A 23,299-nucleotide genomic window follows, 5' to 3' on the forward strand; every position below is an offset into this window, starting at 1 on the left:
GGTGCCTTTCAAATCATGGATATTTTTTATCTATGATTATGATAGGAGTCAAGTAGGGAATGCGACAGAGTTGTTGCTGGGCGAATGAGCGCGAAATTTCTGGTTATTGCAGCTGCCGGAAGAAGGGTTCCGTCATCCTCGGGCTCGACCCGAGGATCCACGCCCAAGCCTAGTAATCATGGGCTGTGGCCGACGAGGGGATATCGATCATTGCCTTTGAGAGATTTAGGCACCAATCGGAAGTGCTTGTGTCTGGATCCTCGGGTCGAGCCCGAGGATGACGGCGTGTGGGGAAATCAATGGGCCTAAGGCGGCCTTGGTAAAAGAACGTGCGGCCCATCCTTGTGCTTCACCATCCTCCCCGGCTTCTCATCCGCCGCATATTCATTACATTGAACCCCGTGGACCAGATCGAGCCGAAGCCCCCTGTTGCCCTGCCTGCCCCCTTCACCCGCTGGTTTGCGGAAAAGGGCTGGCAGCCGCGTGCGCATCAGTTGGAATTGCTGGCCCGCGCCGAAGCGGGTGAAAGCACGTTGCTGATTGCGCCCACCGGCGCCGGCAAGACGCTCGCCGGCTTCCTGCCGTCGCTGACGGATATCACCCGGCGCGGCAAGATCCCGCCCGGTTCGGCCTTCACCGGCATTCATACGCTCTACATTTCGCCGCTGAAGGCGCTTGCGGTCGATATCGAGCGCAACCTGATGAAGCCCGTTTCCGAAATGGGGCTGCCTGTCACGGTCGAGAACCGCACGGGCGATACGCCAAGCGGCAAGCGCCAGCGGCAGAAGCTCAATCCACCGGATATCCTGCTGACGACCCCGGAGCAGGTCGCGCTGTTGCTCGCCAATCGCGAAGCCGAGCGCTTCTTCAAGGATTTGAAATACATCATCTTCGATGAGCTGCATTCGCTCGTCACCTCCAAGCGCGGTCATATGCTGTCCCTCGGCCTTGCCCGCATCCGCAAGCTGGCGCCGCATGTGCAAACCATCGGCCTTTCGGCGACCGTTGCCGATCCCATGGACCTGCAGAAATGGCTGGTGGCGCAAGAGCCGCGGGAAGAGCGCCACGCCGGCCTCGTCATTGTCGAGGGTGGCGCCAAGCCGGATATCTCGATCCTTGCGACGGAAGAGCGTATCCCCTGGTCTGGCCACTCCGCCAAATATGCGATCCCCGATATCTATCGCGAGCTGAAGGCGCATCGCACGACGCTGCTCTTCGTCAACACGCGCTCGCAGGCCGAAATGCTGTTTCAGGAGCTGTGGTCGGCCAATGACGACAATCTGCCGATCGCCTTGCATCACGGCTCGCTCGATGTCGGCCAGCGCCGCAAGGTGGAGGCCGCCATGGCGGAGAACCGGCTGCGCGCCGTCGTCGCCACCTCCACACTCGATCTCGGCATAGACTGGGGCGATGTCGATCTCGTCATCCATGTCGGTGCGCCCAAGGGCGCAAGCCGCCTTGCCCAGCGCATCGGCCGCGCCAACCACCGCATGGATGAACCCTCGAAGGCAATCCTCGTGCCGGCCAACCGCTTCGAGGTCATGGAATGCCAGGGAGCGCTTGATGCCAATTATACCGGCGCGCAGGATACGCCACCGATCGGCGCCGGTGCGCTCGACGTGCTTGCCCAGCATGTGCTCGGCATGGCCTGCGCCGAGCCCTTTGATATGCTGGAGCTTTACGACGAGGTTCAGAGTGCGGCGCCCTATGCCGAGCTTTCCTGGGAGACCTTCGAGCGCATCGTCGATTTCGTCGCCACCGGCGGCTATGCGCTCCGAACCTATGAGCGCTATGCCCGCATCCGCAAGACGGCGGATGGGCGCTGGCGCGTCTCCAATCCGCAAGTCGCCCAGCAGTACCGGTTGAATCTCGGCACGATCGTCGAAGAGGCGATGCTGAATATCCGCCTGGTGAAACGCAACGCGCTGGGCTCGCTTGGAAGAGGCGGCGCTCCGCTCGGCAAGGTCGAGGAATATTTCGTCGAGCAGCTCTCGCCCGGCGATACTTTCCTGTTTTCCGGCAAGGTTCTGCGCTTCGAAGGCATCCGCGAGAGCGAATGCCTGGCCTCGCAGGCTTTCTCGCTGGATCCGAAAATTCCCTCCTATGCCGGCGGCAAGTTTCCGCTTTCCACATACCTCGCCGATCAGGTGCGGGCGATGATTGCCGATCCCGACCGGCGCCACCGTCTGCCGGATCAGGTGCGCGACTGGCTGGAAATTCAGAACGAGAAATCGCTCCTGCCGAAGCGCGATGAGTTTCTGATCGAGACTTTCCCGCGCGGCAGCCGTGCTTACATGGTCGCCTATCCTTTCGAGGGAAGGCTGGCGCACCAGACGCTCGGCATGCTGCTGACCCGAAGGCTGGAGCGCGCCGGTGCCAAGCCCATGGGCTTCGTCGCGACCGATTATTCCCTTGGCATCTGGGGGCTGGAGGATATGGGACTGATGATCGCCAACGGCCATCTCAGCCTCTCCGATCTCTTCGACGAGGATATGCTCGGCGACGATCTCGAAGCCTGGCTCGATGAATCCTTTCTTTTGAAGCGCACCTTCCGCAATTGCGCCGTGATTGCCGGTTTGATCGAGCGCCGGCATCCGGGCAAGGAAAAGACCGGCCGGCAAATGACCGTTTCGGCCGATCTGATCTATGATGTGCTGCGCAGCCATGAGCCGGACCACATCTTACTGCAGGCGACGAGGCAGGATGCTGCGACCGGGCTTTTGGATATTGGACGACTTGCGGATATGCTGAAGCGAATCAAGGGCCATATCACCCATCGCGCGCTGGACCATATTTCCCCGCTCGCCGTGCCGGTGATGCTGGAGATCGGCAAGGTGCCGGTGCCGGGCGAGGCCCACGATTCCCTGCTTGCTGAAGCGGCCGACGATTTGATCCGCGAGGCGATGGAATAGGGATGCCGCAAGGCAGACGACGAAGGTAGATTGTTAAAGGTGATGAACCGCCTAGCGCTAGCGCGAGATATGAATGCTCAAGGCAACGGCGCAGCCAGTGCGTCGGGCGTCGAGACCGTCGTTCAAGGTGTCGCCGCCGTCTGCGATCCGATGGGTGCGCTTTATCTGCCGGATGCCGGCATTCTCGTCGTCTCCGATCTGCATCTGGAAAAGGGAGCGGCCTTCGCCCGTCGCGGCATGCTGCTGCCGCCTTACGATACGCTGGCGACACTGACCGTTCTTTCCGCTGCCATCGCACGCTACGATCCGAAACTCGTGGTGTCGCTTGGTGATAATTTCCACGATCGGGTCGGTTCACAGCATCTGCCGGAAGCGTTTCGCAGCCTGATCGTCAACATGGCCCGCGGCCGCGAATGGATCTGGATCAACGGCAATCACGATCCGGACGGTACGGTCGATCTGCCGGGGCACTCGGTCGATGAGATGCATTACGCTGGTTTGACGTTCCGCCATGAGCCGAAGGCGGGTTTGCAGGCCGGCGAAATTGCCGGCCATCTGCATCCCTCGGCCACCGTTCGGCGCCGCGAGAAATCGGTGCGCCGTCCGTGCTTTGCAACGGATGGCGCCCGTCTGCTGATGCCTGCCTTCGGCGTGATGACCGGTGGCCTCGATCTTCGCCACAAGGCGATGGCCGGCCTCTTCGAGCGGGAGAGCCTGATTGCGCACCTGCTCGGCCGTGACCGCATCTATTCTGTGCGGTTCGGCAATCTCTCGGCCTAAGTTACTTCAACGGCTCGTAACGCAGGATGACAGCTCCGGTCTTGAGAGGCGTGGAGTCGATGAGCTTCATCGGCAGCTGTTCGGATGCCGGTTTGAAATGCGGATTGCCGGAGCCCAGCACGACAGGAACGAGGCAGATCCTAAGCTCATCCACCAGCCCCGCTTTGAGCAGCGCATCTGTTACCTCGGCGCTGCCGAAGACGAACATGGTCTTACCGGGTTCTTCCTTCAGCTTTTTCACTTCAGCGACAATGTCGTTGACGACGCGGGTATTGTTCCACTCCGCCTTGTCGAGCGTCCGCGAGGCGGCGATCTTGGCGATTCCGTTCATATAGGCGGCGATGTCGGGCGTTTCCGTCGCGGTCGACCAATAGGCGGCCATGCCTTCATAGGTCTTGCGGCCGAAGATCAGCAGATCGCCTTCCTTGCCGAGATCTTTCGCATAATTCTCCAGCTCGTCGCCCCAGGCGAGCATATGAAAATCAAGATCCCAGGGCTTGGTTCCTTCGAAATAGCCGTCAAGCGTCATAAGATTCCAGATAACAAGCTTTCTCATCATTTCCTCCAACGTGACAACTGCACCATAATCAAAACTGGTTGCTAAAAGCAAGTGGTTGCAAGCTAGTCAAACTGATGGCAAAATGCAAGTGGTTTTTTGGAGATCATTATGGACGCGCTGCATCGTTCCGGCTGCCCGATCAATCTGACGCTGGAAATTCTCGGCGACCGCTGGAGCCTGATCGTCATCAGGGACATCATGTTCGGCAATCGCCGGCATTTTCGCGAGTTGCTGCAGAAGTCGCAGGAGGGGATTGCCTCCAATATTCTCGCCGATCGCCTGAAGCGGCTGGTCGAGCGTGGTCTGCTGACGCGCGAGGATGATCCGACCCACAAGCAGAAGGCCGTCTACAGCCTTACGGAAATGGCGATCGACCTCGTGCCGCTCTTCGCCCATATGGGCGCCTGGGGCCGCAAGTATCTTCCGGTATCGGAAGAGCTGTCGATCCGGGCGGAGCTTCTGGAAGATGGCGGTCAGAAGCTTTGGGACGATTTCATGGATGAGCTGCGCGCCAAGCATCTCGGCAAGGTGCTGCCGCCGGACACGCCCTCGGTGCTTGGTCGCTTGACGGAAGCCTATCTCGAAGTCGTCAACCGCCGAAAAAGCGGCTGATCAGTTTTTCCGGAACATGAAGCTCGCACCCCATCCGGTGACGAGCGCCAGCAATACGGAGAAGACGCCATAGGCAATCGGCTGCTGGTGCGCGGCATCGGTTATGGTCTGTTCGATGCCGGTCTTGATGACGCGCAGCGGCAAGGATTTCTCGCTCAGGAACTTGCCGCTCTTGAAGAGATAGGCCCGCACCGTATGTACGCCATTCGGCACGTCGGCGGGAATTCTGAGCGTCGCCTTGAACAGCGAGGAGCTGACGAAGCGCACGCCGGCCGGATCGCTTTCATAGAGGCCGCCTGTCTTCTGCAGCCGCCGGAAGGCGTTGCGGAATTCCGGAACATCCCCGACATTGCCGACGAAACCGAGCGGCGTCAGCGGAATATGCTCGACGCCAATGCCGCGATCGCTGAGTTCGAGCGGTGTGGTGATATTGTCGACGGCGCGCGTGCTCGACAGCGAATAGGCTTCCGGCACATGCTCGAACGTCATTGAGCGGGTATTGACCCAGATGCCGAAGACCCGTTCCTTCCGTCGCACTGTGGCGTTTTCGCGCGGACCCTCCAGCACGACGACGATGTCATATTGACCGATCGCCAGAAGCAGCTGGTCGGTATTGGACAAGGCGCCGAAAATCGTCAGATCGGCGCCGGTGAAGTCGGAGGTAATGGCAATCTCGCTCGTCGAGGTGCCGATTTCCATCGTCTCTCGCGCCGTGGTCGAGGTCGTCGGCTGATCGAGCATCACCTGCGCCTGTCCGGCAAGCGGCGCAAGCAGCAATGGTGCGGCGACCAGGGCAATTCCCCCGAACGTGCGCAGCCGTTTTGCGGGAATTGCGGGGAAATGCTCTGGCAGCCCGAAACCTCTCATCGGCTCACGCTTTCCATGACGACCGAATAGACCTCGGCCGGCGTGACCACCAGGGCGATTGCCAAGCGAAGGCCAACGGCAAGGACGAGCAGGCCGAGCAGGGCGCGCAATTGCTCACCGCGCAGCCTCTGGCCGACGCGCACGCCGTATTGCGCGCCGATCACGCCCGCCACCATCAGCAGGAAGGCCAGGATGACATCGACGGAATAATTGGTGGCCGCCTGCACGATTGTCGTGAAGGCGGTCACGAAGATGACCTGGAACAGCGAGGTGCCGACGACGACATTGGTCGGCACCCGCAGCAGATAGATCATGGCGGGCACCAGGATGAAGCCGCCGCCGATGCCCATCGGCGTCAGCATGCCGATGAAGAAGCCGAGACCGATCACCGGGATGGCGCTGAGATAGAGCTTGGATTTCTTGAACCGCAGCTTCAACGGCAGCCGCTGCACCCAGTTGTGGTGGCGCGGCTTGCCGGTCGACGGCGGCAGCTTGCCGGCGGCCCGGCGCATCGCCCGCACGCTCTCCCACAGCATCAGCGTTCCCACGGTGCCGAGCAGCACCACGTAGATCAGGGAGATGATCAGGTCGATCTGACCGAGCCGGCGCAGCAGGACGAATAGCCAAAGGCCGAATGTCGCGCCCGCCAGACCGCCGGCAAGCAGGATCGCGCCCAGTTTCAGATCGAGCGAACCACGGCGGAAATGCGTGAGCGCGCCCGATACCGAGGAGGCGACGACCTGATTGGAGCCGGTGGCGACCGCGACAACGGGCGGGATGTTGTAGAAGATCAGGAGAGGCGTGATGAGGAAGCCGCCGCCGACGCCGAACATGCCGGAAAGAAACCCGACGGCGGCGCCCATGCCGAGAATAATGAGGATATTCACCGACAGTTCTGCGATCGGCAGATAGATCGTCACGCGTTGTTCCCACCTGCAGGCGGCCGATGGCCGAGCCTGAACCATAGTCCCCTTTTAAACGGCGGATTCTAATCTGAAATCCTTGCCAGAGCCTTAGGAAAAGCCGTGTTGTTCCAGTTTTCGAATGGCCGGCCACAGTCTAACGCGGCTTTTTCCGCATTTCTGTGACATTGTTGCGAGAGCATGGGTGGACGGCGCGTGCGAGATGAGGCCGTTCCGACCGGCCAAACAAAATGCCGGCGCGATTGCGCCGGCATGATCGATTGGCTGTTTTCCGAAGAGAGGCCCAAATCTACTTGTTTCGGGCCAGAAGCTCCTTGACCACCTGATCGGTCACCCGTCCGTCCGCCGGCAGCCCCACAGATTTCTGGAAGCTTTTCAGGGCGGCCACGGTCTTGTCGCCCATGGAGCCATCCGGCGCACCGGCGTCGAAGCCGTTCTTGTTGAGGATGGCCTGAATGTTGCGGATGGCCTTCTTCATATCGATAGAGGCCGTGTTCACGCCCTTGCCGGTCGTCCATTCGTCGGGAATGTCGGTGCCGTTGGCCTTGGCATCGGCCGGCTGCACCTTCCAGAGGTCGACCTTGGCGCGAGCGCTTTCGAGGTCGGCCGGCTTCATGGCGTTGGCGACTTCATCGCGCTTCTGGGCGGCGTCCTTGTCGCCGCTCTTTGCGGCGATCGCGAACCACTTGTAGGATTCCTGCAGATCCTGTTTCAGGCCGTTGCCGCGTGCATAGAGGATGGCGAGGTTGAACTGGCTGTCGGAGACGCCGAGATTGGCGGCGCGGGTAAACCAGCTTGCCGCGCTATCGTAATCCTGAGATCCGGCCGTGCCCGAAGCAAAGAGAACGGCAAGATTGTGCATGGCGCTGGCGTTGCCCTGATTGGCTGCCTGCTCGTAATATTGCTTGGCCTTGACGAGGTCGCGGTCGACGCCATTGCCCTTCTCGTACATGCTGGCAAGGCGGTACTGAGCGGGCGCATAACCCTTGTCGGCCGAAAGCTGATACCAGCTTGCAGCCTGCTTCATATCGGCCGCAACGCCGCGGCCGTCCGTATAGCGTGCGCCGATTTCGAAGAGCGCCACGGGATCGGCTGATTTGGCGGCCGCGACGAGCGATGGCGGCTGGATGCCGTCAGGCACCGTGATCTCGGGTGCCGCCGGGATGGCGACGGGAGCTGCGGCCGCCTTGTCCGGCTGGACGAAGGCAGCCGTCTGTTGTGCGGGCGCTGCACTGCCGCCAGGAGATAGGGTCTCGCTTGCGACCTGGTTGCCGTCGAGCGGCGCTGCTGCTGTCAGGTGGTCGCTCGCAGGCGCAGTTGCCGGATTGGCGGGGCCGCTCGCGGCCTGCGTGTCCACAGCCTCGGCCGATGCTGCGGGGGCTGCAGCCTGGTTGACCGAGGGCTGCTGATTGTTCGCGGCCGGGCTCGCAGCCGCCACGATGTTATTGCCGGCGGCATTGGCCGGCGGCGCGATCATCGTCGAGATTTCGGCAGGCGGAGGCGCCTTGTGGCCGCGCGTCAGCGTGTTGACCAGCGGGAAGGCCATGATGGCGAGAAGTGCCGCGCCGACGGCCAGCAGGATCGGCCGGCGGAAGCGCGAGAATGCCCCGCCTTTTTTCGCGTCCTTCTTGGGGGCGGGAGCCGAGCGCTGCGTCTGGTCGACTTCCATCGCTGCCGCCTGCGCGGCGCGCCGGGCTGCCGCGATATAATCGGCCCGTTCGTTTTCCGTCGGTTGACGCGCATTTCCGTTGCGCGACGCATTCTGGCTGGCGCGTACCCGCTCGAGGATCTTCTTGATGTCGGGAGCGCCGGAGCCTGGCTCCAGCAATTCGTTGGCTTCTTCGCCGGGCATCAGGTCGGCCGGATCGATCGACGGCGCCTGTTCGATCACGGGGCGGTCCGGCGGGAAGATCGGCTCGGCCTTTTCCGGCGTGAAGAGGCGCTTGCCGAGGCTGGCGAAGAGGCTGGCCTTTCCGCTCTTGGCGGCAGCCTTGATCTCAGCCTTTGTATTGGCGTCGATCGCCTGTGCAACGGCGGCTTCGGAGGAGATGGCCGGTTCGGCAGATGCGACCGTGCGGATGATCGGCCCGGCCTTCTGCTGCTGAGCGGCCATCGGCGGCTTTATGGCTGGCGCATCTTCTTGGGCGAAGACGTCGCTTTCGAATGTCGCAGCCGGCATCGGAGGCGCCGGCCTGCGATGTTCCATGTGGTCGAGCCGGTCGGCGATCTGCAGCAGTGTATCGTGCAGCGCCTCGAAGGTGCGGTGCGTGCGTTCGTCGCTGGCGCGGCTGATATCCTCGAGATGGCGAAGGTCCTCCGCAAGTGCCGCCAGCGCGGACATGTCGGCGGCCTGTGCGCCGTTGCCCGTCATGCCTTCGCGCGAATAGGCCTCGACGACGGTTTCCGCCGCATGGCGGGCCGCCTCGATGATATATTCGTCATTGGTCGCCATATAATCTTCGATCGCGCTCATCCGGCGGTCGAAGTCGGCGGGCATGTGATCGGCGACGGACCTTGGCTCGTTCGTCAGCAATGTCGAGAGATGGGCGATCTGCTCTTCGAGACTGCGCAGCGCCTGCGTATCCGTCGGCGGGGCGGCAGTGCTCGCTTCCAGCCGGGCTGCGATGTCGGAGAGGCGGCCCTCCAGGCGACGCGCCATGCTGTCGTCGAGGCTTGCGGCCGGCGCGGACGGATGGAAATCGATCTCGTCGATGCGGCGAGCGAGATAATCCAGCCGGTCGGCCAGTACGTTGCCGATGGATCCGTGTTCCAGCGCATCGATCTTGTGGGAGATATCGGCGAGATAGGTGACGAGTTCGGGCTGCGGTGCGGCCTTCTGCGAACGCTCCATCAGATGCGAAAGCTGGTCCAGCCGTTCCTCGAGACGGGCAACCGCCTTGGCGCTGCCCAGCTCGTCGATGCGCATGGCGAGCGCTTCGAGACGGCCGGAAAGGTCGTCCGCAGGCTGGCGTCGCGCCGCATCGCGGCCCATCAGGTCGATTTGATCGGCAAGGCCGCTCAAGCGGCCTTCCAACCGCTGCATCGCCTGATCCTGTGGCTGCATCATGGAGCCGAGGCTTTCCATCGCGGTCGCGATCGTCAACAGCTTGTTTTCCAGCGCCTGCACGGCCGGGCTGTGGTTCATGCCGCCGAGATGCTGCTTGATGTCGTCAAGGCGATAGGCAAGTGAAACAAGTTCGTCCTGCAGCCCCGTCGTATCGATCGCCTTGATCTGGCGTTCGACGTGATGCAGCGATTCCTCGCGGGCAAGGCCGTCCATCAGCGAGCGCAGCTCATCGAATTCGGCTTTCAGGCCCGCCGTCTCCGGCTGGCCGGCGAGCTGATTGATGCTGTTGGCGAGCCGAGCCATGTCCTCGCGGACATCGGCGACGAAATGCTTGTCCTCGGCATTCTCGCGGATATCGCGGATTTCGGCCCGCAAAGCGTTGATCTCGCGGCTCACGCTGTCGGCGATGTCGCGCTTCAGATCCTGACGAAGATTGACGAGCGCCTGCGCGATGTCGACCGAGTTTTCAGCGGAAGGGCGCATCGGCTGGCGTTGAGCATAAGCATCGAGCGGCCGCCGGGCCGGCTGCGGCTCGGCATGCGCCGTATCTTCGCGGCGAACCTGCCGCTCGCGGCTTGCTTCGAGCGCGCGCTGACGCTGACGGATTTCGGCGAGCGGATCGGCACGAAGATCGCTTTCGTTGCGCAATGGGCGTTCATATGACCGGCTGGCGAACTGCTCGCGCTCGGTGCGCTGCGGCATCCGTTCGGCTGCGGTGGCACGTTCCGGGGCGGGTGCATAGCCGGCGACGGCACGCTGGCGCGTATCGCGCGAGGCGGCCGTGCCCATCAGCCCCTCGATGCGCGCTTCCAGTCCTTCGATCGTGCGGCTCAGAGCATCCAGCGATGCCCAGTCGCCCGTGCCGTTAGGATTTGATCGCGATCCGCTCATATCTTTGCTCGCTTCGAACTATGGACCACCCGGGGCCAACATGCTGACGGAAAGAAGACGTCGTGGCTTTGCCGCACCGCCCGCATCCCGCCATTTGGAAAGGGATAAATGTATTGGCTTTCCTCAAACCGAGCTGCAAAACGGCGCGCCTATCGAAGGATAAGTTGAATAGACGCGAAGCACTGCTGCTCAACTCATACAATTTACGAAACGTGGTAAACAACTCGTTAAGTTTGCCTGAAGTCTTAACCTTTTATTTCGGTTCTGCTGTCTCACGCCCTGATATTCTTGCGAGCAGGCGGGATCTTTCAGGCGCTGGAGAGGGGCCGCATTGCGTGGACGTTCGTCCTCCCGTCGATCATCTTCATCAAAATTTCAACGCGTGTCCAAAATTTGACGTTTACGCAAACGTCAATATTTTGTAAGGATAGTGCAGTGGCTGGAATCTGAAGTCCGGCGGCGAATTGGAGGAATTCGAGAAATGCCAGTCTACAAGGCCCCGGTGAACGATACGCTCTTCGTCCTGAACGATGTGCTCGGGCTGGAGCGCTATAACAATCTTCCGGGCTATGCCGATGCTACGCCCGACATGATCGAGGCGATTGTCGGCGAGGCGGCCAAGTTGTCGGAAGAGGTGCTTTTCCCGCTCAACTATTCCGGCGATCAGGAAGGCTGCGTGCGTCATGACGATGGCACGGTCTCGACGCCGAAGGGCTTCAAGGAGGCCTATCGTGCCTATCGCGAAGGCGGCTGGCTGGGTCTCGCTGTGCCGGAGGAGTTCGGCGGGCAGGGGCTCCCCTACGTGCTGCACTGCGCCGTCGGTGAATATACCTCCGCCGCCAACATGTCGCTGATGATGTATCCGGGCCTGACGCAGGGCGCGATCGCTGCGATCCTCGTCCACGGCTCAGATGCGCAGAAGCAGACCTACTTGCCGAAATTGGTCGAAGGCACCTGGTCCGGCACCATGAACCTCACCGAACCGCATTGCGGCACCGATCTCGGCCTGCTGCGTACCAAGGCAGTGCCTCAGCCTGATGGCAGCTACAAGATATCAGGCCAGAAGATCTTCATCTCCGCCGGCGAACACGACATGACGGATAACATCGTCCATCTCGTCCTCGCCCGCATCGAAGGCGCACCAGAGGGCACCAAGGGTATCTCGCTCTTCATCGTGCCGAAGTTCCTCGTCAAGGAAGATGGTTCGCTCGGCGAGCGCAACCCGGTTTCCTGCGGCGCGATCGAACATAAGATGGGCATCCACGGCAACGCCACCTGCGTCATGAATTACGACGAGGCCACTGGCTTCCTGATCGGCGCCGAGAACAAGGGCCTCAACGCCATGTTCGTGATGATGAACGAGGCGCGTCTCGGTGTCGGCCTGCAGGGTCTCTCCATCGCCGAGATCGCCTATCAGAATGCCGCCGCCTATGCCCGCGAACGCATACAGGGCCGCTCGCTCTCTGGTCCGAAGGCACCGGACAAGAAGGCGGACCCGATCATCGTCCATCCCGATATCCGTCGCTCGCTGATGACCATCCGCGCCTTCAACGAGGCCGGCCGCGCCTTCCTGCTCTGGACGGCGCTGAAATCCGATATCGCCCATCGCTCTCCGGACGAGAAGGAACGCCAGGCAGCCGACGATATCCTTGGCCTCGCAACGCCGATCCTCAAGGGCGTCATGACCGACAAGGGCTTCGACCATGCCGTCATGGCGCAGCAGGTCTTCGGCGGCCACGGCTACATCGAAGAGCATGGCATGAGCCAGTATGTCCGCGATGCCCGCATCACCATGATCTATGAGGGCGCGAACGGCATCCAGGCGCTCGATCTCGTCGGCCGCAAGCTGGCGCTGAACGGCGGCCGCGCCGTCATGGCTCTCTTCAAGGAGATCGGCGATTTCTGCGAAGAAAACCGCAATGACGAGCAGATGGCTTTCTTCACCAAGCATCTGAAGAAAGGCTTGAACGACGTCCAGACCGCGACCATGTGGTTCATGCAGAACGCCATGGCCAAGCCCGACAATGCCGGCGCCGGCTCGACTGATTACATGCATCTCTTCGGCCTCGTTGTCCTCGGCTATATGTGGGCAAAGATGGCCAAGGCGGCGCAGGCAGGCCTTGCGGCTGGCGACAGCGCGCGCGAGGATTATCTGAAGAACAAGCTTGTCACGGCGCGGTTCTATATGGAGCGCATCATGCCGGAAACGGCGCTCCGCAAGGCCCGCATCGAAACTGGCGCCGACACGATGATGGAACTGGCGGCGGAAGCCTTTTGAGCAAGGCGGCGTCAGCTGCTGCAGGGAGATGAGACATGACCGAGGTTTTCATTTACGACCACGTGCGCACGCCGCGCGGGCGCGGCAAGAAGGATGGGGCGTTGCACGAAGTGCCGTCCGTTCGCCTCGCCGCCAAGACGCTGGAGGCGATCCGCGACCGCAACGGCCTCGATACCGAAACGGTTGACGACATCATTATGGGCTGCGTCGATCCTGTCATGGAAGCAGGCGCCGTTATCCCGAGGGGCGCTGCCTTCGAAGCCGGCTATTCCACCAAGGCGCCCGGCATGCAGATTTCCCGCTTCTGCGCCTCAGGCCTCGATGCCGTGAATTTCGGTGCGGCCAAGATCGCGCAAGGGGCTGATGACATCGTCATCGCCGGCGGTGTCGAAAGCATGTCGCGCGTCGGCTTGGGCATGTCCGGCGGCGCTTGGTTCATGGACCCCTCGGTCAACTTTCCGGCCTATTTCATGCCGCAGGGCGTCTCGGCCGATCTTATCGCCACGAAATACGGCTTCTCGCGCGATGACGTCGATGCCTATGCCGTCGAGAGCCAGAAGCGCGCCGCCAATGCCTGGGAGAAAGGCTACTTCAAGAATTCCGTCATTCCGGTGAAGGATATTAACGGCCTGACCATTCTCGACCGCGACGAGCACATGCGTCCCGGCACTGATATGCAGGCGCTCGCCTCGCTCAATCCGTCCTTCCAGCTGCCCGGCGAGATGGGCGGCTTCGAAGCCGTTGGCATCCAGGCGCATCCGGAAGTCGAGCGCATCAATTACGTCCACCATGCCGGCAATTCCTCAGGCATCGTCGATGGCGCTGCCGCTGTTCTGCTCGGCTCCAAGGCGGGCGGTGAAAGCATGGGGCTGAAGCCGCGGGGCCGTATCAAGGCCTTCGCCAATATTGGCTCCGACCCGGCGCTGATGCTGACAGGCCCGGTCGATGTCACCGAAAAACTCCTGAAGCGCAGCGGCTTGACGCTTGCCGACATCGATCTCTTCGAGCTCAACGAAGCCTTCGCCGCCGTCGTGCTGCGCTACATGCAGGCGTTCGACATTCCGCATGACAAGATCAACGTCAATGGCGGTGCGATCGCCATGGGCCATCCGCTCGGTGCGACCGGCGCGATGATCCTCGGCACGGTGCTCGATGAGCTGGAACGCCGCGATCTCAATACGGCGCTTGTGACACTCTGCATCGGCGCCGGCATGGGCACTGCCACGATCGTCGAACGCGTCTGAGGAGGGGAAACCAATGGCTTACACGAATTTCACCGTCGAAACCGACGCAGACGGCATAGCCCTCGTTACTTGGGACATGCCCGGCAAGTCCATGAACGTCTTCACCGCCGAGATCCTGGAAGAGCTGAACGCCATCATCGATGCCACGGTTGCCGATGCGGCCGTCAAGGGCGTGGTCTTCACCTCAGGCAAATCGTCCTTCTCCGGCGGCGCCGATCTTTCGATGATCAAGTCGATGTTTTCCTTCTACCAGGAGGAAAAGGCGAAGGACCCGGCCGCTGCCACGCAGAAGCTCTTCGATCTTGTCGGGCGCATGACCGGCCTGTTCCGCAAGCTCGAAACCTGCGGCAAGCCCTGGGTTTCGGCTATCAACGGCACCTGCATGGGCGGTGCTTTCGAACTGTCGCTCGCCTGCCACGGCCGCGTCGCGTCGAGCGCCAAGAGCGTCAAGATCGCGCTGCCCGAAGTCAAGGTCGGCATTTTCCCCGGCGCTGGCGGCACGCAGCGCGTCGCGCGCCTGACGGATGCACAATCCGCCCTGCAGATGATGACGACGGGCCAGTCGCTGACGGCGGCGCGCGCCAAGGCCATGAACCTCGTGCATCAGGTGGTCGAGCCGGATCAGCTGATCTCGGCCGCGAAGCAGATGATCAAGGATGGCTTGAAGCCCATCGCCCCCTGGGACGAAAAGGGCTTCAAGGCGCCCGGCGGCGGCATCTGGACGCCGGCCGCAGCCCAGCTCTGGCCGGCAGCACCCGCCATCCTGCGCCGCGAGACGGCGGGCAACTATCCGGCAGCGCTCGCGATCCTCAAATGCGTCTATGAAGGCCTGCAGGTCCCCTTCGATACCGGCCTGAAGATCGAGCAGCGCTATTTCACCCATGTGCTGCAGACCACCGAAGCCTATTCGATGATCCGCTCGCTGTTCGTCTCCATGCAGGAACTCGGCAAGGGCGCGCGCCGACCGGCAGGCCAGCCGAAGACGGAGCTCAAGAAGGTCGGCGTCGTCGGTGCTGGCTTCATGGGCGCGTCCATCGCCTATGTCACCGCAGCAGCCGGCATTCCGGTCACGCTCATCGACCGCGATATCGAGGCCGCGACCAAGGGCAAGGGCGTCGGCGAAGGGCTGGTCAAGGATTCAATCGGTAAGGGAAGGCTGACGCAGGACGAGGGAGCGGCCCTTCTGTCCCGCATCACGCCGTCGGCCGACTACACCGACCTGAAGGATGCCGATCTTGTCATCGAAGCGGTATTCGAGGATCGCGACGTCAAGAAGGCCGTCATCGAGGCTGTCGAAGCCGTGCTGCCCGCTGGCGCCGTCTTCGCCTCCAACACCTCGACGCTGCCGATCACCGGTCTTGCGAAGAATTCCAAGCGCCCGGCCGATTTTATCGGCGTCCACTTCTTCTCGCCGGTCGAGAAGATGATGCTGACCGAAGTCATCCTCGGCAAGGAAACCGGCGATCATGCGCTGGCCGTCGCGCTTGATTACGTCGCCGCCATCAAGAAGACGCCGATCGTCGTCAACGACACCCGCGGCTTCTTCGTCAATCGCTGCGTCTTCCGCTACATCCACGAAGCCTATGACATGCTGATCGAAGGCGTGCCCGCAGCCATGATCGAAAACGCCGCCAAGATGGCTGGCATGCCCGTCGGACCTCTGGCGCTGAACGACGAAGTCGCCATCGACCTCTCCTACAAGATCCTGAAGGCGACGGTTGCCGATCTCGGCGAGAAGGCGGTTGACCCGCGTCACATGCAGCTGATCAGCGGTCTCGTCGAAGGCGAGGGTCGTTTGGGCCGGAAGAACTCCAAGGGCTTCTACGATTACCCGCCGAAGCCGGCCAAGAAGTCGCTCTGGCCGGGCCTCAAGGATCTCTATCTGCAGAAGAAGGCCGATGAGATCGATGTCAACGTGTTGAAGCAGCGCTTCCTCGTCACCATCGCACTGGAAGCTGCCCGCACCATCGAGGAAGGCATCGTCACCGATCCGCGCGAGGCCGATGTCGGCTCCATCCTCGGCTTCGGCTTCGCGCCCTACACGGGTGGTGCGCTGTCCTACATCGACGGCATGGGTGTGAAGGCTTTCGTGGATCTCTGCGAAAAGCTTGCAACCGCCTACGGCCCGCATTTCCAGCCCGCAGCGCTGCTGAAGGATATGGCCGCGAAGGGCGAGACCTTCTACGGCCGCTTCGATCCCTATGGCGCCAAGAAGGCGGCTTGAGCCAACAGCTCGTCGCTGACGGCAAATAATGGGCCGTTCCTGTCGGGAGCGGCCCTTTTCATTCGTCCTCTGCTTGAGTCCATCAAACCGAGGAGAATGACATGATCGAGATCATCGGCAATCGTGACGAAGCCGAAGCCATCAACGCAATGCTTGCAGGCTGGATGTCTGCGCTTGGCAATAAGGACGCCGCCGGTGTCGTCGAGCACTTAAGCGACGATGTCATCAGCTTTACTCTGGCGGCGCCGCTCGTACACAAGGGTAAGGGCGAGAAAGGCTTGCGGGGCTGGTTTTCGACCTGGGAAGGGCCGATCGCCGGCGATGCCGTCGATGTCAGGTTGACCGTCGGCGAGGACGTCGCCTTCTGGACCGGCCTTGTGCATATGACCGGCAGGAAGACGGACGGCGTCGAGGTCGATCTATGGTTTCGCCAGACGCTCGGCCTCAGAAAGGCGGCGGGCATCTGGAAGATCGTTCACGAGCATACGTCGGTGCCGTTTGCGATGGATGGCAGCGGCCTTGCCGAACTTGGGCTCAAACCGTAAGAGAAAGCTTACGACATACTCACTGATTTCTCTTGCTCCGCCCTCAACGCCAGCACGCCCCAACCCACGAGCAGGAGGATCGCTGCCGCGTAGATGTCGGCGGCTTCGGCAAATCCAAGCGCCTTCGACAGGAAGCCGGCCAGAATGGCGGGCAAGCTGAAGGCGAGATAGCTCTGGATATAGAAGGCCGAGAGCAGCCCGGCGCGTTCGTCGGGCTTTGCCAGCGGCATGATGCTTCTCACCGTGCCGAGAAAGGTCGCTCCGAAGCCGGCGCCGGCGATCAACGTCCCAAGGCCGAGGATCGACACCTCGGCTGCATGCATGCCGGCGACAACGGTCAGTATGCCGAGCGTCATGCTCGGTATGCCGAACTTCATGATCATGGCGGTGGATTTCTCGCGCAGCAGGAACACGCCCGCCGCACCGCTGATCGTCAAGGCCGCGACCACGGAGCCGCCGGTCAGCGGCGCCGTGCTGCCGGTCGTCGTGCTGACGAGCGATGGCACCAGCGACAGATAGAAGCCGGCAAGCGCCCAGACGGCGATGTTGATCGGCGTCAGCGCCAGCAAAGTGCGGCGAACCTGTGGGGGAACGGCGACTTCCGGCTTCAGCGAGGCAAGCAGCCCGCTCTGCCGACGCGTCGTCTCGGGCACCAGCCAGAGCAGCACGGCTTGCAGGATAAGAAGGATGAGCGTGACGATATAGACGAGCAGGGTCGGCGCCGGTGCAAACTGAACCAGGAGGCTGGTGCCGAGCGCGCCGATCGCCATGCCCGTCAGCGGCGCAAGGCTGTTGGTGATCGATCCCTTGACCGGATCGAGATCGACGAGAGCGGCTCCGATGGAGCTCGCCGCCGCTCCCGTAGCCAGGCCCTGCACGACGCGGGCGGCAATCAGCCAATCCGGACCTCTGGCCATTAAAAACAGCAGCATCGCCACCATATTGAGGAGGATCGATACGAAGATCACCGGCCGACGTCCGAGATGGTCGGAAATCGAGCCGACGATCAGCAGCGAAGCGAGGAGAGCGAAGGCATAGACGGCGAAGATTACCGTGATCAGGATCGGCGAGAAGGCGAAGGCCTGCTGGTAAAGGCGGTAGAGAGGCGTCGGCACGGATGAGGCGGCGAAGAACAATGCGCTCGTCGCGGCGTAGTAGAATGGCGCCAAATGCCTGGCCAATGAGATCGGTGCACTGGCGGTGGAATTGGGCTCGGTCATCGACTATATCCTAGCTTAAAGCTAAAAGATTGCGTTAGCTGCATATAGGGTGCTCAACGCGCAAAAGCAAATAATTTGCCTTAGTGAATGGCGCCTGGTCATTCGCCATCGGCAAAAGGGAAAGATTGGCAAAGGCTTATGGGCTACAGAGAAAATCCCCGTCCCGGCGGGCGCAGTGCCAGAGTGCAGGCGGCGGTGCATCAATCCGTCCGCGACATGCTGGCGACGATGGATCGCGCCGACATCACCATCCCTATGATTGCGCAACGCGCCAACGTCACGCCTTCTACGATCTATCGCCGCTGGGGCGATCTTCAAGAGCTTCTGGCCGACGTCGCCGCCTCGCGTTTGCAGCCGGAAGCCGAGCCAGCGAAGATCGGCAGCCCCCGCGAGGATCTGGAAGCCTGGGCCGAGCAATATGCCGACGAAATGGCCTCCGGTGTGGGGCGGCAAATGCTGCGCGACATTCTTTCAGCGTCAGACGTGGCAAATGCCGAGAAGTGCAGCGGTTATACGCAGCAGCAGCTTGCTGTTTTCATTGCCCGTGCCAAGGAGCAGGGCGAGCCGTTTCCGACACTGACGGAACTGATGGACCATGTCATCTCACCGGTCATATATCGTATTCTCTTCGACCAGGCCCCCGGCCCGGAGTATGTTCGCAAGCTGGTTGCCAAAGTGATGCCGGAAGGAACGCTCAAAAGCTGAAACATGGCAGCCAGCGCCAGGCGAGTCATCAAAGAGTTGTTCACGTGTCGTGGGTGGCGGCCACGATTGCGTTGCCCGCAACTGACGAACAAGTAACTGGTGATATGCGCGGATAAATTGCCTAACCCACGGGATTATCTTGGGATATTCGCGCCTGAATAAGAGTTTTCGCCAATCTGCTGTTGAAAACTAAGGAAAAAGATGGTGCTAATTATCGACAGTGAATTCAACGGCAACGCGAAGGGGACTGTTTAATGCTTAATGAATTTAAGGCATTCATCGCCCGCGGCAATGTCATGGATCTCGCGGTCGGCGTGATCATCGGCGGCGCTTTCGGCGGCATCGTGAAATCGCTAGTTGACGATATCATCATGCCGATCGTTGGCGCGATTTTCGGCGGCTTCGACTTCTCGAACTATTTCATCGGCCTCTCCTCGGCGGTCAATGCGCCGACGCTCGCCGCCGCCCGCGCACAGGGCGCGGTTTTCGCCTACGGCAATTTCATCACTGTCCTCATCAATTTCCTCATCCTCGCCTGGATCATCTTCCTGATGGTCAAGGGCGTAAACACGCTGCGTGCCCAGGTCGAGCGCAAGGAAGACAAGGTCGCCGAGGCAGCGCCGCCACCGGCCGACGTCCAGCTGCTGACGGAAATCCGCGATCTTCTCGCCAAGCGCTGACGGCTTCGCTCGTCCTGTTCGATAAGAAGCCTCGGTCCCGAAAGGATCGAGGCTTTATTCATCACCAAAATCGATCGGTCACTAAGGCAAAGTCATGGGATTTGTCCGCCGCTCTGCTTTATGAAGGCGGAAACCGGAGACTTTGCATGTCGATACTAGATAGCCTCAGCCCGCGCGCGCTCGCAGCACCCGAAAGCGGGATCGTCGAAGTGGTCAATTATGCCCGCGGCCGCGAAGGCCTGCTGCCGCTTTGGGTCGGCGAGGGCGATCTGCCGACGCCGGATTTCATCAATCGCGCCGCCATGGCCTCGCTCAATGCCGGCGAAACCTTCTACACCTGGCAGCGCGGCATTCCGGAGCTGCGCCAGGCGCTCGCCGATTACTACGGCCGGCATTTCGGCACGTCGCTGCCGATGGAGAATTTCTATGTCGTCGGCTCCGGTATGCAGGCGATCCAGCTTTCCGTGCAGGCGATCACCTCTCCCGGCGACGAGATGGTCTATCTCTCCCCGGCCTGGCCGAATATTGCCGCAGCGCTGGAGATCGCGGGCGCCCGTTCCGTCGCCGTACCCTTACAATTCGAGCACGGCAAATGGTCGCTCGATCTCAATCGATTGGAAGCGGCGATCACGCCGAAGACCAAGGGCCTGTTCATCAATACCCCGTCCAACCCCACAGGCTGGACGGCAACCCATCAGGACCTCCGCGATATTCTCGCCCTGGCGCGCAAGCATGATCTCTGGATCATGGCCGACGAAATCTATGCGCTTTACTATTATGCCGGCGGCCGTGCGCCGAGCTTCCTGGACGTCAAGGAAGCCGATGACAAGATTCTCTTCGTCAATTCCTTCTCGAAGAACTGGTCGATGACCGGCTGGCGCGTGGGCTGGATCGTCGCGCCGGCCGAACTCGGACAGGTGATCGAAAACCTCGTGCAATATTCGACCTCGGGTGTGGCGCAATTCATGCAGAAGGGCGCGGTTGCGGCGCTGAACGAAGGCGACGATTTCGTCAGCTCCAATATCGAGAAGGCAGCCCGCTCGCGTGATATTCTCTGCGAGGCGCTGATCGCCACCAATCGCGTGCAGACGTTGAAGCCGGATGGCGCACTCTATTCCTTCCTGAAGATCGACGGTGTCACCGATAGCCGCAAGACCGCCATCGACATCGTCGACAAGACCGGCGTCGGCCTGGCACCCGGAACGGCCTTCGGTTTGGGCGGAGAGCTGTTCATGCGCGCCTGCTTCCTGCGCGATCCGGTGCAGGTCGCGGATGCCGCGGAGAGGTTGAGCCGGTATATTTTGAGTTTGTAGGTACGATCTGTGTGCTGCGGCTGACAGCGTTTGATTTGGCTGGTCCCGATACCCCCTCTGCCGCTTTCGCGACATCTCCCCCACAAGGGGGAGATTGGAAACTCGCGGCAGCTTCTCACACCCAATGAACATCATATCTGCTGAATCTGAAACTTCATTGTTTTGGCGGAGGAGCAGCAACCTCCCAACAATCTCCCCCCTTGTGGGGGAGATGTCACGAAGTGACAGAGGGGGGTATGCACTCTCCGATATATGCGAGGCCTGCCGTCACACACCCAATCCATAAAATCCAATCAAACTGCGAAAGCCCCCTCTAACCATCCCCGCAATCTTTCCCGCCGGGCCTCCCGCTTTTAATCAATTTCGCAGGAGGAGCGGCCTCATATGGGGTCGGTAAGACTTGGCGGGGACGCGAAGAATGACTGTTTTGGTGACGGGCGGGGCCGGTTATATCGGCAGCCACATGGTCTGGAGATTGCTGGATGCGGGAGAGGACGTGGTGGTTCTCGACCGCCTGTCGACGGGTTTCCGCTGGGCCGTTCCGGCGGCCGCTCGCTTCTATCTCGGCGATATCGCCGATGAAGCGCTCCTGCAGACGATTTTCGCTGAAAACCATATAGAGGCCATCATTCATTTCGCCGGCTCGGCCGTTGTCCCTGCATCGATCGAGGACCCACTTGCCTATTACGAAAACAACACGGGCAAGACCCGCATCCTCATGAGTGCCGCCGTTAGGGCCGGCATTCGCCATTTCGTCTTCTCGTCCACCGCCGCTGTTTATGGCCAGCAGCCGGCGAACAGACCGGTCAGCGAAGACGTGCCGTTGCGGCCGGAATCGCCCTATGGCCAATCCAAGCTGATGTCCGAACTGATGCTGCGCGATGCCGCGGCGGCCTATGATTTCCACTATGTGGCTTTGCGTTATTTCAATGTCGCCGGCGCCGATCCCGAGGGAAGGGCCGGCCAGTCGACCGACGGTGCCACTCATCTCATCAAGGTCGCCTGCGAGGCGGCTCTTGGCCGCCGCCGTCAGGTCGATATCTACGGCACCGATTATGCGACACATGACGGCACCGGCGTGCGCGACTACATCCACGTGAGCGATCTCGTCGAGGCGCATCTCGTGGCCTTGCGCCATCTGCGCGATGGCGGCCGCTCGCTGGTCGCCAATTGCGGCTATGGCCACGGTTACTCCGTGCTTGACGTGCTCAACATGGTCATGCGCATCCACGGTCGTTCCTTCCGCATCCATATCGCCCCGCGCCGGCCCGGCGATATGGCGAGCATTGTCGCGGACGCGACGCTCGCTCGCCGCGAGCTGGGCTGGGTTCCAAAACACGACAGCCTTGAAACGATCGTGCGTTCGTCGCTGGATTGGGAACTTCGCCTCGCCGAGCGGGCGAGCTTCGATGCCGCCGGGCTCGGCAAGATCTATGCTGCTCCGAGCATGCTATAGCCTGAAGCGATCTCAGCTCTCGGTGTTTCTCCAAGGCCCCAGAAAGGCCGGCGCATTCTTGCGCACGGCTTCCGCCAGAAAATCGATGACAGTGCGCACGCGTGGCGACTGGCGCAGGTCGCGGTGGCAGGTGATCCAGTAGTGGCGCCTGAGATCCACCTCATGCGGCAGAACGACCTGCAGATCGGGATGCTTGCCGGCGATGAAAAACGGCAGCACGCACAGCCCCTGGCCGTTCTTCGTCGCCGTCAGCTGCGCAAAGATGCTCGAGCTCTGGAATTGCGGCCTGATACGCGGATGGACGTCGTCGAGATAATCCAGGCCCGGCGCGAAGATCATATCCTCGATATAGCCGATGAAGGCGAAGTCAGGCAGATCGTCGCGGCTTTCGATCGGCGGATGGCGGGCGAGGTAATCGCGCGATCCGTAGACCTGCAGATGATAGTCGGTGAGCTTTTCGGTGAAGTAGGGTCCGGCCTTCGGCGGGTCGAGCACCACGACGATATCGGCCTCCTTGCGCGAGAGCGACATGATCTGCTGAATGGTGATCAACTCAAGTGAAATATTCGGATGCCTGGCGGTGAATTCCGGCAGCACGCCGGTGAAGAAGAAGTTTGAAAAACCCTCCGGCGCGCTGATGCGCACAACACCCCGTTGTGCTGCCGATCCCGCAGAAAGATCAGAGCGCAGACGTTCCGTCTCCTGCTCCATATGCTCGGCGGTATCGACGAAGCTGGCCCATACTGGTCAGCATGTAGCCGCGCGGATTGCGCTCGAAAAGCTTGACCTTCAGGGCGAATTCCAGCCGGTCGATACGGCGTGAAACCGTGGCGTGGCTGCTGCGCAATTGTCGTGCGGCTGTCGAAAGCTGCCCCGTTCGCGCAACGGCGAGGAAGAACTGCAGATCGTCCCAGGTAAAGTGCGGCGTGCGCTTCATGCATCCTCCTCTGTTCAAAAATGAACAGACCTTGTTTGGAATTAATTGCAATCGCGACTTGCGTCAACGCGCGAATTCCGTGATCT

17 protein-coding genes and 1 pseudogene are annotated in these 23,299 nt (G+C 61.3%); 12 read left to right on the top strand and 6 right to left on the bottom strand.

Annotated features, from left to right (window positions below; genetic code table 11):
- The first annotated feature begins 401 nt into the window (after positions 1 to 401).
- Both FHT84_RS12425 and pdeM read left to right on the top strand, forming a co-directional pair.
- Positions 402 to 2,912, top strand: coding sequence for a ligase-associated DNA damage response DEXH box helicase (locus FHT84_RS12425; protein ID WP_183762757.1), 2,511 nt, complete (start codon positions 402 to 404; stop codon positions 2,910 to 2,912).
- 42 nt (positions 2,913 to 2,954) lie between these two features.
- Positions 2,955 to 3,692 carry a ligase-associated DNA damage response endonuclease PdeM gene (pdeM, locus tag FHT84_RS12430; protein ID WP_183762760.1) on the top strand — a complete coding sequence of 246 codons (738 nt, stop codon included), beginning with the start codon at positions 2,955 to 2,957 and terminating at the stop codon, positions 3,690 to 3,692.
- 1 nt (position 3,693) lies between these two features.
- Here pdeM and FHT84_RS12435 read toward each other — a convergent pair whose 3' ends face one another.
- Entirely contained in the window at positions 3,694 to 4,248 is a 555-nt protein-coding gene (locus FHT84_RS12435; protein ID WP_112343766.1) for a dihydrofolate reductase family protein, read from the bottom strand.
- Between the two features lie 111 nt (positions 4,249 to 4,359).
- On the opposite strand from FHT84_RS12435, the gene FHT84_RS12440 reads away from it, so the two are divergent.
- Entirely contained in the window at positions 4,360 to 4,863 is a 504-nt protein-coding gene (locus tag FHT84_RS12440; RefSeq protein WP_113249470.1) for a helix-turn-helix domain-containing protein, read from the top strand.
- Here FHT84_RS12440 and FHT84_RS12445 read toward each other — a convergent pair whose 3' ends face one another.
- The 3 genes from FHT84_RS12445 to FHT84_RS12455 form a co-directional block, all read right to left on the bottom strand.
- Positions 4,864 to 5,730, bottom strand: a complete 867-nt coding sequence (locus FHT84_RS12445) for a TIGR02186 family protein (protein ID WP_246698529.1) — start codon at positions 5,728 to 5,730, stop codon at positions 4,864 to 4,866. It abuts the gene before it with no gap.
- Positions 5,727 to 6,650 (bottom strand): sulfite exporter TauE/SafE family protein, encoded by a 924-nt coding sequence (locus FHT84_RS12450; protein WP_183762620.1) that lies wholly within the window; start codon positions 6,648 to 6,650, stop codon positions 5,727 to 5,729. The genes FHT84_RS12445 and FHT84_RS12450 overlap by 4 nt, the downstream gene beginning before the upstream one ends.
- A gap of 292 nt (positions 6,651 to 6,942) precedes the next feature.
- Positions 6,943 to 10,611 (bottom strand): peptidoglycan-binding protein, encoded by a 3,669-nt coding sequence (locus FHT84_RS12455; protein ID WP_183762623.1) that lies wholly within the window; start codon positions 10,609 to 10,611, stop codon positions 6,943 to 6,945.
- Positions 10,612 to 10,673: 62 nt separating this feature from the next.
- Between FHT84_RS12455 and FHT84_RS12460 the strand changes: the two genes are divergently transcribed.
- From FHT84_RS12460 to FHT84_RS12480, 5 genes are all read left to right on the top strand, one after another.
- Positions 10,674 to 11,036: a hypothetical protein gene (locus tag FHT84_RS12460; protein ID WP_183762626.1), complete on the top strand. Its 363-nt coding sequence runs from the start codon at positions 10,674 to 10,676 to the stop codon at positions 11,034 to 11,036.
- 56 nt (positions 11,037 to 11,092) lie between these two features.
- Positions 11,093 to 12,889: an acyl-CoA dehydrogenase C-terminal domain-containing protein gene (locus FHT84_RS12465; protein ID WP_183762629.1), complete on the top strand. Its 1,797-nt coding sequence runs from the start codon at positions 11,093 to 11,095 to the stop codon at positions 12,887 to 12,889.
- A gap of 35 nt (positions 12,890 to 12,924) precedes the next feature.
- Positions 12,925 to 14,133, top strand: coding sequence for an acetyl-CoA C-acetyltransferase (locus FHT84_RS12470; RefSeq protein ID WP_112343771.1), 1,209 nt, complete (start codon positions 12,925 to 12,927; stop codon positions 14,131 to 14,133).
- Positions 14,134 to 14,146: 13 nt separating this feature from the next.
- Positions 14,147 to 16,357 carry a 3-hydroxyacyl-CoA dehydrogenase NAD-binding domain-containing protein gene (locus FHT84_RS12475; protein WP_183762630.1) on the top strand — a complete coding sequence of 737 codons (2,211 nt, stop codon included), beginning with the start codon at positions 14,147 to 14,149 and terminating at the stop codon, positions 16,355 to 16,357.
- Positions 16,358 to 16,458: 101 nt separating this feature from the next.
- On the top strand, positions 16,459 to 16,902 hold the full coding sequence (locus FHT84_RS12480; RefSeq protein WP_183762633.1) for a nuclear transport factor 2 family protein: 444 nt from the start codon (positions 16,459 to 16,461) through the stop codon (positions 16,900 to 16,902).
- Positions 16,903 to 16,910: 8 nt separating this feature from the next.
- Here the strand turns inward: FHT84_RS12480 and FHT84_RS12485 are convergent, their stop codons facing one another.
- Positions 16,911 to 18,122, bottom strand: a complete 1,212-nt coding sequence (locus tag FHT84_RS12485; RefSeq protein ID WP_183762636.1) for an MFS transporter — start codon at positions 18,120 to 18,122, stop codon at positions 16,911 to 16,913.
- A gap of 138 nt (positions 18,123 to 18,260) precedes the next feature.
- On the opposite strand from FHT84_RS12485, the gene FHT84_RS12490 reads away from it, so the two are divergent.
- The 4 genes from FHT84_RS12490 (at position 18,261) to galE (ending at position 22,276) form a co-directional block, all read left to right on the top strand.
- Entirely contained in the window at positions 18,261 to 18,827 is a 567-nt protein-coding gene (locus FHT84_RS12490; protein ID WP_183762639.1) for a TetR/AcrR family transcriptional regulator, read from the top strand.
- A 254-nt stretch (positions 18,828 to 19,081) separates the two neighbouring features.
- The gene (gene mscL, locus FHT84_RS12495) at positions 19,082 to 19,507 is read left to right on the top strand and encodes a large conductance mechanosensitive channel protein MscL (RefSeq protein ID WP_112343776.1); all 426 of its coding nucleotides are present in this window, start codon (positions 19,082 to 19,084) and stop codon (positions 19,505 to 19,507) included.
- Positions 19,508 to 19,653: 146 nt separating this feature from the next.
- Complete coding sequence (locus FHT84_RS12500; protein WP_183762642.1) at positions 19,654 to 20,820, top strand: pyridoxal phosphate-dependent aminotransferase; 1,167 nt, start codon at positions 19,654 to 19,656, stop codon at positions 20,818 to 20,820.
- 418 nt (positions 20,821 to 21,238) lie between these two features.
- Positions 21,239 to 22,276 carry a UDP-glucose 4-epimerase GalE gene (gene galE / locus FHT84_RS12505; protein WP_183762645.1) on the top strand — a complete coding sequence of 346 codons (1,038 nt, stop codon included), beginning with the start codon at positions 21,239 to 21,241 and terminating at the stop codon, positions 22,274 to 22,276.
- Between the two features lie 12 nt (positions 22,277 to 22,288).
- Here the strand turns inward: galE and FHT84_RS12510 are convergent.
- Positions 22,289 to 23,213, bottom strand: a pseudogene (locus FHT84_RS12510) (LysR family transcriptional regulator).
- Positions 23,214 to 23,299: the final 86 nt, after the last annotated feature.

The sequence above is a fragment of the Rhizobium sp. BK289 genome (genome assembly GCF_014193575.1).
Taxonomy (GTDB): Bacteria; Pseudomonadota; Alphaproteobacteria; order Rhizobiales; family Rhizobiaceae; genus Rhizobium; species Rhizobium tropici_C.